The organism is Streptomyces sp. YS-3, from assembly GCF_045257485.1.
GTDB lineage: Bacteria > Actinomycetota > Actinomycetes > Streptomycetales > Streptomycetaceae > Streptomyces.
This window is the reverse complement of the sequence record NZ_JBJHPC010000008.1, coordinates 26,699-39,031: the sequence shown is the minus strand read 5'-3', so window position 1 is coordinate 39,031 and position 12,333 is coordinate 26,699. Positions and strand designations below refer to the sequence as shown.

9 protein-coding genes are annotated in these 12,333 nt (G+C 71.0%); 7 read left to right on the top strand and 2 right to left on the bottom strand.

The window, feature by feature from the left end; all coding sequences use genetic code 11:
- Positions 1-206: 206 nt before the first annotated feature.
- Genes ACJA3G_RS01820 through ACJA3G_RS01810 form a run of 3 tightly spaced genes read left to right on the top strand, consistent with a single transcriptional unit; the run spans position 207 to position 3,267 of the window.
- Entirely contained in the window at positions 207-1,139 is a 933-nt protein-coding gene (locus ACJA3G_RS01820) for a carbohydrate ABC transporter permease (RefSeq protein WP_406551054.1), read from the top strand.
- The gene (locus ACJA3G_RS01815) at positions 1,136-1,975 is read left to right on the top strand and encodes a carbohydrate ABC transporter permease (protein ID WP_406551053.1); all 840 of its coding nucleotides are present in this window, start codon (positions 1,136-1,138) and stop codon (positions 1,973-1,975) included. The genes ACJA3G_RS01820 and ACJA3G_RS01815 overlap by 4 nt, the downstream gene beginning before the upstream one ends.
- Positions 1,975-3,267 (top strand): ABC transporter substrate-binding protein, encoded by a 1,293-nt coding sequence (locus ACJA3G_RS01810; RefSeq protein WP_406551052.1) that lies wholly within the window; start codon positions 1,975-1,977, stop codon positions 3,265-3,267. The genes ACJA3G_RS01815 and ACJA3G_RS01810 overlap by 1 nt, the downstream gene beginning before the upstream one ends.
- A 188-nt stretch (positions 3,268-3,455) precedes the next feature.
- Here ACJA3G_RS01810 and ACJA3G_RS01805 read toward each other — a convergent pair whose 3' ends face one another.
- Positions 3,456-5,717, bottom strand: a complete 2,262-nt coding sequence (locus ACJA3G_RS01805) for an MMPL family transporter (protein WP_406551051.1) — start codon at positions 5,715-5,717, stop codon at positions 3,456-3,458.
- Between the two features lie 413 nt (positions 5,718-6,130).
- On the opposite strand from ACJA3G_RS01805, the gene ACJA3G_RS01800 reads away from it, so the two are divergent.
- From ACJA3G_RS01800 to ACJA3G_RS01785, 4 genes are all read left to right on the top strand, one after another.
- Positions 6,131-7,339: a S8 family peptidase gene (locus ACJA3G_RS01800; protein WP_406551050.1), complete on the top strand. Its 1,209-nt coding sequence runs from the start codon at positions 6,131-6,133 to the stop codon at positions 7,337-7,339.
- 76 nt (positions 7,340-7,415) lie between these two features.
- On the top strand, positions 7,416-7,964 hold the full coding sequence (locus ACJA3G_RS01795; RefSeq protein ID WP_406551049.1) for a DUF1697 domain-containing protein: 549 nt from the start codon (positions 7,416-7,418) through the stop codon (positions 7,962-7,964).
- Positions 7,965-8,063: 99 nt separating this feature from the next.
- Positions 8,064-8,690, top strand: coding sequence for a DsbA family protein (locus ACJA3G_RS01790; protein ID WP_406551048.1), 627 nt, complete (start codon positions 8,064-8,066; stop codon positions 8,688-8,690).
- Between the two features lie 121 nt (positions 8,691-8,811).
- Positions 8,812-11,466 (top strand): fibronectin type III domain-containing protein, encoded by a 2,655-nt coding sequence (locus ACJA3G_RS01785; RefSeq protein WP_406551047.1) that lies wholly within the window; start codon positions 8,812-8,814, stop codon positions 11,464-11,466.
- A gap of 96 nt (positions 11,467-11,562) precedes the next feature.
- On the opposite strand, the gene ACJA3G_RS01780 is transcribed toward ACJA3G_RS01785, so the two are convergent.
- Positions 11,563-12,330: a sirohydrochlorin chelatase gene (locus ACJA3G_RS01780; protein WP_406551046.1), complete on the bottom strand. Its 768-nt coding sequence runs from the start codon at positions 12,328-12,330 to the stop codon at positions 11,563-11,565.
- Positions 12,331-12,333: the final 3 nt, after the last annotated feature.

The following is a 12,333-nucleotide window of genomic DNA, read 5'->3' as shown; positions in this document are numbered from 1 at the left end:
GCCCAGCCCCCGCCGAGTCCCGCCGCGGCCAGTACCTCGCGCGCCCGTGCCTCGTCCACTGTTCACTCCCGGTGATCGTTCCGTACCGGGCAAGTCTCGCATTCACGCAGGTCGTCTCGGTGAGGAGGCAGGTCGTCTTGACGAACCCACACACCGTCAGCACGATGACGGGGGTCATTCGGCAATCCCGGCAAAGGGGTCGAACAATGACATTGGCCACCACGACGGCGCGGCCGGGGAGACGCTTACGCGGGCGCCCCGGCAAACCCCCGGACCACGGTGCCTGGTTCCTGGTGCTGCCCGCGCTGATCCCGATCCTCGTCCTGAGCGTGGGACCGCTGCTCTACGGCATCGCCCTGGCCTTCACCGACTCCCAGGCGGGCCGCACCGCGCCCACCGAGTGGACCGGGCTGCTCAACTTCCAGGACCTGCTCCACGACACCCTGTTCTGGGAGTCCTTCCGGATCGGTCTGCTGTGGGCGGTGGGGGTCACCGTGCCGCAGTTCCTGCTCGCGCTCGGACTCGCCCTGCTGCTCGACCAGAACCTCCGCTTCCGCTGGCTGGCGCGGGCGCTCGCCATCATCCCCTGGGCGATGCCGGAGGTCGTCGTCGGCATCATGTGGCGGCTGGTCTACAACCCGGACGCCGGGATCCTCAACGAGACGCTCGGTGACCTCGGACTCGGGCACGGCCGGGACTGGCTGACCGGGCTCGGCACCGCACTGCCCGCCGTGATCGTCGTCGGGGTCTGGGCGGGCCTGCCACAGACGACGGTGGCCCTGCTCGCCGGACTCCAGAACACCCCGCAGGAACTGCACGAGGCCGCCGCGATGGACGGCGCCGGCGCCTGGCGCCGCTTCTCCACGGTGACCTGGCCGGCCCTCCGCCCCGTGGCACTGGCGATCACCGCGCTCAACTTCATCTGGAACTTCAACTCGTTCGCCCTGGTCTATGTCCTCACCAACGGCGGCCCGGGCGGCAAGACCCGGCTGCCCATGCTCTTCGCCTACGAAGAGGCCTTCCGCTACGGGCAGTTCGGGTACGCGGCGGCGATGGGCTGTGTGATGGTCGCGGTGATCTCGGTGTTCCTCGCGTTCCATCTGGCGGCGCGGCTCGGTGGAGGAGGCGAGGACCGATGACGTCCCGTACGCGGCCGTGGGGGCGCGCCGGGCAGTATCTGGCGCTCCTCGGCTATCTGGTCTTCCTGGCGTTCCCGTTCCTGTGGCTGGTCTCCACGGCGTTCAAGCCCGCGCGTGAGCTCGGCTCGCTGCACCCGACCTGGATTCCGAGACACCCCACCCTCGACAATTTCCGGCAGGCCTTCGACGAACAGCCGCTGCTGCGCGCGGGATTGAACAGCCTGCTCGCGGCGGTCTCGGCGGCGCTGATCGCGGTCGTGGTGGCGACCCCGATGGCGTATGTGATCGCGCGTCGGCGCGGCAGGATGGCGACGGCGGCGACCGGCTGGGTGGTGGTCAGCCAGGCGTTTCCGTTCGTCCTGCTGATCATTCCGCTCTTCCTGGTCCTGAAGCGTCTCCATCTCGTCAACTCGGTGGGCGGCCTGGTCATGGTGTACGTCGTGTGGTCGCTGCCCTTCGCGCTGTGGATGCTGGTCGGGTACGTCCGGGCGGTGCCCCGGGAGCTGGAGGAGGCGGCGGCCGTCGACGGGGCGGGGCGGCTGCGCACGCTGGTTTCGGTCACCGCGCCGCTGCTCGCCCCCGGCATCGTCGCCACCGGCCTCTTCGCCTTCATCACCGCGTGGAACGAATTCTTCTTCGCGCTCGTTCTGCTGAAAACACCGGAGAAACAGACCTTGCCGGTCGTCCTCACCCACTTCCTCGGCGCGGAGGGGGCCGCCGACCTCGGTCCGCTCGCGGCAGCCGCCTTCCTCGCCACGCTGCCCTCGCTGGCCGTCTTCGCCGTCATCCAGCGGCGGATCACCGGCGGGATGCTCGCCGGGGCGGTGAAGAGCTGATGCGCACACGACCGCTGACCCTCACCGCCGTGGTGCTCGCGCTGCTCCTCTCCACCCTCGGCGGCTGCTCGGGCGACGGCCCGCGCGATGACGGCCGGATCAGGCTCCGCTTCCAGTCGCTGGCCTGGCAGAAGGAGTCGGTGGCCGCCACCAAGGAGCTGGTGAAGGAGTGGAACAGGGCGCACCCGCTGATCCAGGTGCAGTACTTCCAGGGCAGTTGGGACACCGTCCACGACCAGCTGCTGACCTCGTTCGAGGGCGGTGAGGCACCGGACGTCATCCATGACGCCTCCGACGACCTCGCGGACTTCGCCTACGGCGGCTATCTCGCCGATCTGCGTACCCTGCTGCCCGCCGGGCTCCGGCAGGACATCCCCGACCGGAGCTGGGAGTCGGCGGCGTTCGGGAAGGGGGTGTACGGAGTCCCGTTCCTCCAGGAGCCGCGAGTGCTCATGGCCAACACCCGGATCCTCAGGGCGTCGGGGGTACGGATACCCACTCCCCGGCAGCCGTGGAGCTGGCAGGAGTTCCGGGAGGTGGCGAAGAGGCTGAGCGCCCGGGGGCGGTACGGGATCGCCTGGCCGCTCAAGGAGCCCGTGTCGCTCACCCTGAACCTGGGGCTGTCCGCCGGCGGGCGTCTGTTCCACCGGGCGGCGGACGGGAAGGTGCGGGTGGCGTTCGAGGAGGGCGACGCGACCGTGCCCTCGGTCATCCACGACCAGGTGAACATCGACGGGAGCGCCGCGCGGACCACGCTCGGTATGGGCGGCTCCGACACCCTGCCGGGTTTCTTCGGCGGCAGATACGCGATGGCCGCGCTGGGCTTCTCGTACCGCCAGCAGATCGTGCAGCAGGCGCCCGAGGGGTTCGAGTGGACCGTGCTGCCCGCCCCGGCGGGAAGCGAGGGGCTCGCCCAGGGGGTCAGCCCGCAGACCCTCTCGGTGGCCCAGGACAGCCCGCACAAGAAGGAGGCGGCCGAGTTCATCGGTTTCCTGCTCCAGCCGCGCAACATGGTCCGGCTCGCGCAGGGCGACTGGATGCTGCCGACGGGGGCCGCCGCGCTGAAGGACCCGGCCCTGCACACCGAGCGCTACGGCTGGGCCACCGGAGCCGAGTTGGCGGCTGCGCTGCGCTCGGCCCCCGCGCAGTCGGTGCGGGGCTACCCGGAGTGGAAGGACAAGGTCGCCACCCCAGCCCTCCAGCAGTACTACAGCGGGGCCATCGGCAGAGGGGAGCTGCGAAAACGGCTGGTCGAGGACGGCAACCGGGTACTGGCCCGCTATCAGCGCTGAACGGGCAGGAGGCGGGCGGAACGACCGTAGGCGCATGATGCGGGAGGCCTCGTCCCCGCCCGGTCGGCCTTCACCGAGCAGCCCGCACGGCCCCGTACACGTACTTACTCGCCTCACCCCGACAGGCGGGGCCCGGGGAGTGATTGCTCCCCGAGCCCCGCCCGTACCACCCGCTCACGCCGTCGGGGTCAGACCCGGACGATCCGGTCGCGGTCCTCGTCGCCGTGGTGGGCGGTGACCGCCGGGGCGACGGCCGACTCGTCGTGGGTGAGGTCGGGCAGCCAGCGCAGCCACTTCGGCATGTACCAGTTGCGCTCGCCGAGCAGGACCATGACCGCCGGGAGCAGCACGCCCCGGATGACCGTGGCGTCGATCAGGACGGCCGTGGCCAGCCCCACGCCCATCTGCTTCATCGACTGCATCGAGAGGGTTCCGAAGATCGCGAAGACCGCCACCATGATGATCGCCGCGCTGGTGACCACACCGGCCGTGGTCACCACGCCGTGCTGGATGGCGTCGCGGGTCGAGCGCCCCTGGAGCCGGGCCTCGCGGATCCGGGAGACCACGAACACGTGGTAGTCCATCGACAGACCGAAGAGGATCACGAAGAGGAACAGCGGCAGCCAGGAGACGATCGCGCCGACGCCCTCGGCGCCCACCAGCGAGGCGCCCCAGCCGTGCTGGAAGACGGCGGTCAGGATGCCGTAGGCCGCGCCCACCGACAGGAGGTTGAGGACGATCGAGGTGATGGCGATCGTCAGCGAGCGGAAGCAGAGCAGCATCAGCAGGAAGGCGAAGACCACCACGAAGGCGAAGACCGGGGTGACCGCGCCGACGATCCGGGCGTTGAAGTCCTTGGACCCGGCGACCTGACCGGTGATCGGCGCGTCCAGGCCGCGCACCTTGCCCAGGGTGTCGGGACGGACGTGGTCGCGGAGCAGGTCGAGGCTCTTCTCCGCCTTCTTCTGGTCGGAGCCGCCGATCAGCGGGACGTCGACGACGGCCACGTTCTCCGCGCTGTGCAGGGTGATCTTGATGGGGCCGTCCGAGGCGCCCCGGCTGATCGACTGCGCACGGAAGTCGGCGAGGGCCTGCTTGACCTCCGGGGCGTTGATGTCGACGGCCTTGATCACGACGTTGGCCGGGCTGGCGCCGCCGGGGAAGGTCTGGTTGACGCGGTCATACGTGCCGACGATGGGCAGCGAGTCACCGAACTCCTGGTCCAGCGTGAGGTTCTGGGTGTGCATGCCGACCGCCGGCAGGGCTATCGCGATCAGCGCTCCCGCGGCCAGCGCCAGCGCGGCCTTCGGGCGGCGCAGCACCGCGCCGAGGACGGCGCGCCACACGCGGCTCTCGCCGCCGCTGTTGCGCTTGCCGCGCTTGAGGCGGTTCAGGAAAGGCAGCCGGCCCTTCTCGACGCGCTCGCCGAGCAGCGACAGGAGCGCGGGCAGCACGGTCACCGAGCCGACCATGGCCACCGCGACCACCATCAGCGAGGCGAGGCCCATCGCCTCGAACTCGGCGAGCCCGGTGAAGAGCATGCCGGCCATGGCGACGCAGACGGTGACACCGGAGACGATGATGGCCCGGCCGCTGGTCGCGGCGGCGATGCGCAGGGCCGTCTGGGCGTCGCGCCCGGCCTCGCGCTCCTCGCGTTCGCGGCGCAGATAGAAGAGGCAGTAGTCGACGCCGACGGCCAGACCGACGAGCAGCATCACAGAGTTGGCGGTGTCGCTCATCGCCTGGAGGTGGCTGACGATGGCCATCAGGCCCATCGTGGCGATGATCGCCGTGAGCGCGAGGGCCACCGGCAGCAGCGCCGCGACCAGCGCGCCGAACGCGATGAGCAGGATGCCGAGTGCGACGGGCACCGCCGAGTACTCGGCCTTCTTGAAGTCGTCGCCGAAGGCGTCCTTGAACGTCTTGCCCATGCTGGCGCTGCCGATCTCCTCGATCCGCAGCCCCTTGTGCTCGCCCTGCACCTTCTTCACCGCGTCCAGCACCGGCGTGATGCGGTCGGGCGCGGTGTCGGCGTCGCCGCGCACCTCGAACTGGATCAGTGCGCTGCGGCCGTCCTTGGAGAGGGTCTTCGCGGTGTACGGAGACATCACCTTGGTGACCTCACCGGTGCCGTCGACCGCCTTCATCACATCGTCCACGGCGGCGCGGAAGGCCGGGTCGGTGGCTTTGGCCGAGCCGTCCACGGCCTGGATGAAGACGGTCTCGCCGGCCGGCTCCTTGAGGCCCGCGTCATCGATGATCTTCTGCGCCTGGCCGACCTCGCCGGGCAGCTGGTTGTCCTTGACGTCGATGCGCCCGGCCGCCGAGCCGATACCCATGGCCAGGAAGACGAAGAGCACCCAGATCACCACCGCCGCCCAGCGATGGCGGGCGCTCCACCCACCGGCCCGCGCGGCCACGCCGCGCACTCTTGTGACTCCGTCGACCATGGTGAGACGCCCCCCTGACAGCGATGGCAGCCCGGCGCCGCCATCCGGTTACGACGCTAGGGGCTGGATCCGGCCGTCTCCTCGTGCTCTCTGCTGAACCGGGTCCGTGGCATCTACTCCCTGCGAAGTGGGGGCATCCCCTACACGGGGGATCCAAGCCCCTTACACGTAAAGCCGACGCAGAGGGAAGATCCACGCCCGGGTCGCCACGGGGCGTCCACCAAGCCTGCACAACACCCGAGTTGACCTGCGGTGGCCTGTTTTTTATTACGAAACCTTGTTGCGTAAGTCACAGCTTTGTGGATCTCTTGATCTGCGCTCGTCCATCGGCAAGGGTTTCGAACCAGCCCCCGGAAGGCTTACATCCGGTCGGCCAACCCCCCCACAAAAACTGGCGAGGAGACCACCTCTTCATGGCAACTCACAAGCGCAAAAGCCGCCTCAAGCTGACGGCCGGGATAACCGCCGTGGCGGCGGCGGCCGGTGTCACCCTCATGACCACCCAGATGGCGGGCGCCGCCGCGCCGGCCGAGGGCACGGTGTACGGCCTGGACGCCAAGGGTGCCATCGACGGCAGCTATATCGTCCTGCTGGACGAGAAGGCATCGGCGGACGCCAAGCGCAAGCTCGCCGACGAGTACGGCGGCACCCTCCGGCGCGACTACGCCTCGGCCGTCAACGGCTTCTCGGCGAGCGGGCTCTCGCAGACCGAGGCCAAGCGACTGGCCGCCGACCCGGCCGTCGGCAAGGTCGTCCAGAACAAGAAGTTCCACATCACCGCCGAGCAGCCCGCCCCGCCGTCGTGGGGGCTCGACCGGATCGACCAGGCCGAGACGGCCGGGGACGGCAAGTACACCTACCCGGACAGCGCGGGCGAGGGCGTCACCGCGTACGTCATCGACACCGGGGTGCGCGTCACCCACAAGGACTTCGGCGGCCGGGCCTCCTCGGGCTTCGACGCCATCGACAACGACACCACCGCCGACGACGGCAACGGCCACGGCACGCACGTCGCCGGCACCATCGCCGGAACCGCGCACGGCGTCGCCAAGAAGGCGAAGATCGTCGCCGTCCGCGTCCTGGACGACCAGGGTTCGGGCTCGACCGAGCAGGTCGTCGCGGGAATCGACTGGGTCACCAAGAACCACAAGGGCCCCTCGGTCGCCAATATGAGCCTCGGCGGCGGCGCCGACCCCGCGCTCGACACGGCCGTGCAGAAGGCCATCGCCTCGGGTGTGACCTTCGCCGTGGCAGCGGGCAACGAGTCCGCCGACGCCGGCCAGGGCTCGCCCTCCCGGGTCAAGGAGGCGATCACCGTGGCCTCCTCCACCAAGGACGACCAGCAGTCGGACTTCTCCAACTTCGGGGCGGTGGTGGACCTCTACGCCCCTGGCTCGGACATCACCTCCGACTGGAACACCGACGACAGCGCCACCAAGACGATCTCGGGCACGTCGATGGCGACCCCGCACGTCGTGGGCGCCGCCGCCGTCTACCTCGCCGCCCACAAGGACGCCACCCCCGCCCAGGTCTCGGACGCGCTGACCGGCGGAGCCACCGCCGGCAAGATCTCCAACCCGAGCGCCGGCACCCCGAACAAGCTGCTCAAGGTCGTCGGGTAGCCACCCCCGCGCAGTCGTGAACGACGGCTCCCGTGCCATCCCCCACGAGGCACGGGGGCCGTCCTATTGTGTGGACATGACGACGATGTACGCCGCCCTGCTGCGCGGGATCAACGTGGGCGGCAACAAGAAGGTCCCGATGGCCGAGCTCAGAGCACTGCTCACCGAGCTCGGCCACGGTTCCGTGCGTACCTATCTGAACAGCGGCAACGCCGTCTTCAGCAGCGACTCCCACGACCCGGACGCGCTCGCCGCCGCGCTGGAGCGGGCCATCGAGAAGCGCTTCGGCTTCTCCGTCGCCTGTCTGGTGCGCACCGGCGCCTATCTGAGGGCCGTCGTGGACGCCTGCCCCTTCCCGGCGGACGAACTGGAGGGCAGGCAACTGCACGCCACGTTCTTCTCCCGTCCCGTCGACCCCGAGCGCTTCGCGGGCCTCGACACCAAGGCCTTCCTGCCCGACACCTTCCGCCTCGGCGACCGGGTCCTCTATCTGTACGCGCCCGACGGCATCGGCCGCTCCAAGCTCGCCGAGGCGCTGGCGAAGCCCGCCCTGCTCAAGGGCGTCGAGGCGACGGCCCGCAACTGGAACACGGTCAAGGCGCTCGTGGAGATGACCGGCGACTGAGCGGCCCGGCGGCGGCCGGGCCGAGCACGCCAAGTGGCCCACTCCACCGATACGTGAATGGCCCGCACCCCGGTGCCAATTGCTCGCTACCTTCGTCCTATGGACACCACCGAGAACACCGGCCCCACCACCGTCGACTTCTACTTCGACCCCGCCTGCCCGTTCGCCTGGATCACCTCGCGCTGGATGCTGGAGGTCGAGCGCCACCGGGACATCGACCTCCGGTTCCGTGTGATGAGCCTGTACCTGCACAACGTCGGCAATGAACTTCCCGGCTGGTACCGCGAGTTGGTCGACAAGTCGATCCGCCCGGTGCGGGTTGCCGTGGCGGCGGCGCAGGACCACGGCGAGGAGGTGCTGCGCGATCTGTACACCGCGTACGGCACCCGGATACACGAGCGGAAGAACGAGGACTTCGACGAGGTCATCGACCAGGCGCTGGCCGAGCTCGGCCTTCCCGCGGCGCTCGCGCGGGCCGCGCACGACCCCGCCTACGACGAGGCGGTGCAACGCCGCCACGACGAGGGCAAGGACCCGGCGGCGGACGCCTACGTCGGTACGCCGACCATGCACCTCGACGGGACCGTCTACTTCGGGCCGGTGCTCAGCTCCATTCCGCGCGGCCAGGAGGCGGCGCGGCTCTTCGACAGTGTGCGGGTGATCGCCGCCCACCCGGACTTCTTCGAGCTGAAGCGGACACGGACGGGGGGTCTCCGCTTCGACTGACGGCGGGCAAGTGGTCCGATGAATACAGGTGGGCGAGGGGCGGTTGGAAGAATATCTGCCATACGCGTTGACCGTGCCGCACCAGTGCTCCTATGTTTCCCTGGACCCCCGAGGAGGCAGGATGCCCGCGCTCCGGAGCACGCCCGCACGAGCCGTACTGACCGCCGTGCTCGCCGCCCTGGTCCTGGCGGGCCCGGGCCTGGTGCCCTCGGCCGGAGCCGGATCCCGCGCGGCGCCGCGCACCGCCGAGGTCCATGTCTCGCCCTCGGGCCGGGACGCCGCCGACGGCACGGCGGCCCACCCCGTGCGCACCCTGACCCGCGCCCGCGACCTGGCGCGCGAGAAGGCCGCGCACTACGGCTCGGCGCACTATTCCGGCGACATCACCGTGCGGCTGGCCGCCGGTACGTACCGGACGGCCGGGCCGCTCGTCCTCGACGGGCGCGACTCCGGCCCGGCCGGGCACCGGATCGTCTGGCAGGGCGCGGGCGCCGGCTCGACCCTGATCAGCGGCGGACGCAGGGTCGAGGGCTGGCGCCCGGTGTCCGGGCGCCCCGGACTCTGGTCCGCCCCGGCCCCCCAAGAGCTCACCGACACGCGGCAGTTGTACGTGGACGGGGTCCGCGCCCAGCGCGCCCGGGGCGAGGTCCCGGTCGGTCTGACCGCGACGGCGACCGGCTACACCGCCACCGCCGACACCATGGCGCGCTGGCGCCACCCCTCGGACGCCGAGTTCGTCTACACCAGCGGCGAGGCCCTCTGGAACATCGAACGCAACGGCCTGGGCCAGTGGACCGAGCCGCGCTGCCGGATCGCCTCGGCGCGGGGTACGGCGATCACCATGGCCCAGCCGTGCTGGGCCAACTCCACCAAGCGCGTGGAGTTCCCCGACCGGCCCGGCCGGACCGTGAGCATGGTCGGGCCGGGCCGTCTCACCAACGGCGGCCGGGCCTCGTACGTGGAGAACGCCTACGAACTCCTCGACCAGCCGGGCGAGTGGTACCTCGACCGGTCCGCGCACACCGTGTACTACCTGCCGCGCGCGGGCGAGGACGTGCGCCGCGCCGACGTCGAGGCCGCCGCCGCCGAGAAGCTCGTCGACGGACGCGGCACCCCGGCCGCGCCGCTGCACGACGTCGCCTTCCAGGGCGTCCAGTTCGGCTACGCCACCTGGCTGACGCCGTCCGGGCCCGAGGGATTCTCGGAGATCCAGGCCGGTTACACCATCACCGGGGCGAAGGGCTGGGCGACGCAGGGCCTGTGCGGCTTCGTCGAGGGCGGCACCTGCCCGTTCGCCTCCTGGACGAAGATGCCGGGCAATGTGTCGTTCGCGTACGGACAGCGCATCGGCATCAGCGACTGTGTGTTCGCGCACCTGGGGGCGGCCGGGCTGGACCTCGGCGCCGGGACGACGGACTCCGCCGTGCGGGGCAGCGTCTTCACCGACATCTCCGGCAACGGGCTGGAGATCGGCGGCGTGGACGGCCAGCCGGCCGCGTCGGGCGTGGAGGTGATGGACAACCACGTGTACGCGCTGCCGCGTGAGTACCACGGCGCTGTCGGCGTCCTCAACGGGTACACCCGGCACACCACCATCGCCCACAACCAGCTCGACCACCTCGGCTACAGCGCGATCTCCCTCGGCTGGGGCGGCTGGCCCGACAAGATCGGCTCGCCCGCCACCCCCAACCCCAGTCACGACAACACCGTGCGGGACAACCTCATCCACGACTACATGCAGTTGCTCGACGACGGGGGAGGCGTCTACACCCAGGGTCTGACCGGCTCCTCGATGGCCGACGGCGAGCAGGTCACCGGCAACGTCATCCACGACCAGTGGGGCCTGGGCAAGAGTGTGTACACCGACAACGGGTGCACCTACGAGACCGTGAGCGGGAACGTCCTCTACGGGGCGTCGTACGCGAACGTCGGCAGCCGCCACACCGACTACCGCGACACGCTCGGCAACAACGACCCGACCCTTATCAAGGGGAACTGGTGGGAGGAGGGCGCCCCCGACAGCTCCAACAAGGGGCTGGTGACCAGCGGGAACCACATCATGGCCGGGCTGTCCGACGTACCCGGAGAGGTGATCGCCCGTGCCGGGATCGAGCCCGCCTACCGGGACGTGCTCACCCGTACGACCGGCGCGGTGTCCGTCCCCGAGGCGCCGGCGCGGGTGGGGACGAGCCCAGGGGGCGGGGACGGGCTGGACGTGACGTTCAACCCCAGCTTCGTGGACGGGGGTTCACCGGTCACCGGCTATACCGTGTACGCCCTTCGGCCCGACGGTACGGAGGCCGGGCGGGCGAGCGTCGGCGCGGCCGAGTTCAAGCGCCTCGCGGTCGTGCGGATCGCCGGGCTCCGGGCGCAGGAGGGGCCGTTCCGGGTGGTGGCGACCGCGCGGAACGCGCACGGGGAGAGCACGGCCTCCCTGGCGTCGGCGCCGCTCGCGGTGACGGCCGCGTCCGTGCTGCCCGGGGCGCCCACGGGGGCGAAGGCGCGCGTCGCCGCGCGGGCGGTCACCGTGGCCTGGACGCCGCCCGCCGCCACGGGTGACGCCGAGGTGACCGGCTATCGGATCACCGTGTCGGACGGGCGCACCGTCCCGGTCGGCGGCCGGGACGTGCTGGTCACGCAGCCGTCCGCCAAGGGGATGTTCCGGGTGGTGGGCTCGCTGCTGCCCGCGACCTCGTACACCTTCACGGTCGCCGCCGTCACGGCGGCGGGTACCGGACCGGTGGCCACGGTGACCGCCACCACCGCGGCGGAGTAGGGCGGGAGCGGCTCACGCCGCCTTCTCGCCCCCGCCACGCCGCGTCCCACACCCGCACGGCCCTCGGCGACAGGCTGCTCTCCAGCTGATGGCCCGTCAGGCGCTGAGTGCCTGCGGGAGTTGTGCCCGCTGCCGCGCCGAGTCGTACCGCACGAGCAGCAGCCGGGCCAGTTCCGGGGCCGTGCCCAGCACCCCGGCCAGGACGTCCGCGTCCTCGGCGCCCCGGGCGATCCGGTCCGGCAGGAAACCGGGGGCGATGACGTACGGGGCGACGGCGACCCGCCGCACACCGGACGCCCGCAACTCCCGTACCGCGTCTTCCGTACGAGGATTGCCCCCGGGAGAAACAGCGGAGGCGAACGCAGGCCGCACGGCGCACCAACCGGTGTGCCGCAGCTCCCGCGCTACATCTGCGATCACTGCGATCGCCTCCGGGTCCGTGGAGCCCGCCGAGGCCAGGACGACCCCGGTCGAGCGCTTGTCGGCGGGTGCGAGTCCCGCCTCGTGCAGAGCCTCCTGGAGCCGCCGCTCCACCGTGGCCAGCAGCAGGGGGGAGGGGCCGAGGACGTCCGCGAGACGGATGTCGAGACACGCCGGCGCCCGGCCGAGCACCGCGGGGATGTCGGACTTGGCGTGGAAGGCCCGGGTCAGCAGCAGTGGCAGCGCCACCACCTCCCGCACGCCCTCGAAGGCAAGCCGCTCCAGGACGCGCGACACCGACGGCGCGTTGAAGTCCAGGAAACCGGTCTCCACGCGCAGCCCGGGCCGCAGCGACCGCACGCGCCGCACCAGGGCGTGCACGGTCGCCGCGTGCCGGGGGTCGCGGCTGCCGTGGGCGATGACGAGGAGGACGGGTGCGCGCATCGT

Excerpts from the sequence above, each read along its gene's own strand:
- ACJA3G_RS01780 (WP_406551046.1), bottom strand. The coding sequence starts at position 12,330 with ATGCGCGCACCCGTCCTCCTCGTCATCGCCCACGGCAGCCGCGACCCC.
- ACJA3G_RS01785 (WP_406551047.1), top strand. The coding sequence starts at position 8,812 with ATGCCCGCGCTCCGGAGCACGCCCGCACGAGCCGTACTGACCGCCGTG.
- ACJA3G_RS01810 (WP_406551052.1), top strand. The coding sequence starts at position 1,975 with ATGCGCACACGACCGCTGACCCTCACCGCCGTGGTGCTCGCGCTGCTC.
- ACJA3G_RS01815 (WP_406551053.1), top strand. The coding sequence starts at position 1,136 with ATGACGTCCCGTACGCGGCCGTGGGGGCGCGCCGGGCAGTATCTGGCG.
- ACJA3G_RS01805 (WP_406551051.1), bottom strand. The coding sequence starts at position 5,717 with ATGGTCGACGGAGTCACAAGAGTGCGCGGCGTGGCCGCGCGGGCCGGT.
- ACJA3G_RS01795 (WP_406551049.1), top strand. The coding sequence starts at position 7,416 with ATGACGACGATGTACGCCGCCCTGCTGCGCGGGATCAACGTGGGCGGC.
- ACJA3G_RS01800 (WP_406551050.1), top strand. The coding sequence starts at position 6,131 with ATGGCAACTCACAAGCGCAAAAGCCGCCTCAAGCTGACGGCCGGGATA.
- ACJA3G_RS01790 (WP_406551048.1), top strand. The coding sequence starts at position 8,064 with ATGGACACCACCGAGAACACCGGCCCCACCACCGTCGACTTCTACTTC.
- ACJA3G_RS01820 (WP_406551054.1), top strand. The coding sequence starts at position 207 with ATGACATTGGCCACCACGACGGCGCGGCCGGGGAGACGCTTACGCGGG.